This window comes from Pseudomonas fluorescens (assembly GCF_005938625.1).
GTDB lineage: Bacteria > Pseudomonadota > Gammaproteobacteria > Pseudomonadales > Pseudomonadaceae > Aquipseudomonas > Aquipseudomonas fluorescens_BD.
This window is the reverse complement of record NZ_VCNJ01000087.1, coordinates 1-1,587: the sequence shown is the minus strand read 5'-3', so window position 1 is coordinate 1,587 and position 1,587 is coordinate 1. Positions and strand designations below refer to the sequence as shown.

The 1,587-nt window shown below is 62.3% G+C and carries 1 pseudogene; it reads right to left on the bottom strand.

Features of this window, described 5'->3' with window-relative positions:
- A pseudogene (locus FGA82_RS29795) lies at positions 1-1,587 on the bottom strand (RHS repeat protein); the annotation flags it as partial.

The following is a 1,587-nucleotide window of genomic DNA, read 5'->3' as shown; positions in this document are numbered from 1 at the left end:
GTAACGCAGGGTGCCCCAGCCTTGATGCTCGGTGATCAAGCGGTTCTGGCGGTCGTACTCGAAGGCCAGCGGGTGTTGCTGGCCGTCGTCGACCCCAATCAAACGACCGAGGCGGTCGTATTGATAGGTGACCTTGATGCCGTCGGGCAGAGTTTTGACCAGAAGGCGCCCGGCCGCATCGCGCTCATACGCAGTGACCAGTTGCGAGCCGTCATCGCCAAACTCGGTCTTTTCCAGCAAATGGCCGTTGAGGTCATAGGCGTACGCCGTACGGCGGCCGTCAAAACCGCTTTCCTGACGAATCAGCCCGGTCGGCGTGTAATCCAGCCGATACTTTTCACCCGATTCGTTTTCAATCTCGGTGAGCAATAACTGCGCATGGTCGTAGCGGTACTGCACCCGCGTGCCGTCGGGGTTGATCCGCCGCGAAACCAGGTGCAGGTCGTCGTCGTATTCGTAGCGGGTGATGCGCCCGAGTTCATCGCGCTCGGCGGTGACCTGACCGTAGGCGCCGTAGCTGTAGGCGCGGGTCGCACCGTCAGGAAATGTCGTCTGAATCAGTCGGCCAAGCGCGTCCCAATGCTGACGGGTGACTGCACCGTGTTCGTCGGCAGTGGTGGTTCGTCGCCCCAGCGCATCGTAGGAAAAACGCCGCACGCCGCCATCGGGCAAGGTCTCTTCGGTCAACTGGCCGAGGCTGTTCCAGACCAAGCGATGGCGGCTGCTGTCCGGGTAGCGAATCGACAGCAACTGTCCCCGGGTGTCGTAGTAGTAATGGGTGAGCTGACCGTCGGGGTCGACCGCTTCGGTGACATCGCCCTCGGCATTGCGCCGGTAGATCCACACCGCATCGCCGCGCGAACGCCGATAGAGGAAACCGTTGCGATATTCGTAGGACGTGGGCGCCTCGTCCGGCGGAATCAGCGCGATCAGCCGTCCGACTTCGTCGTAGCGGTATTCGGTGACGGCGCCTAACGCATCCTGCTCGGCAATCAACCGCCCGGCATCGTCATAAGCCTTGAACTGTTCGCCACCATCCGCCGAGACTTTGCGCACCAACCGCGCACGCTCATCGTGAACGTAGGTCTCTTCGGTGCCGTCGACGTAATGCACCGCCACACTGCCGTCGTCCGCCCAGACGTAACGCGTGTCCATCTGCGAGAACGATGCCCAGTGACGCACGCAACGGGCCGCCTTGCCGGAGCGTTCCCACTCCCAAAAGAAACTCGCGCCGCCGGCCAGTTGCCGCTGCAGGATCACGTGGGCGTCGTCGTAGTCGTAACGCTCGCTGTCACCGACGGCGTTGGTGGCTTCAATCAGATGCTGATAGGCGTCGTAGCGGTAACTGACCAGTGCTTGTTCAGTCACCCACTCCGCGTGCTGAAACACCTGATAATCAACACCCAGCAACTGCGCCCGCTCATAGCGCAACAGCAGCGAGCGCCCGGCGCCGTTATCCAGTCGCTGCACCCGGTCAGACCGATCGCGCTGCACGGTCAGACGATTGCCATAGGCATCGCTGATCGCCGTCAGCCGTCCTGCACGAAAGTGATAAAACCGCGCCGCGTCCCCGGCCAGCGCCAGGAT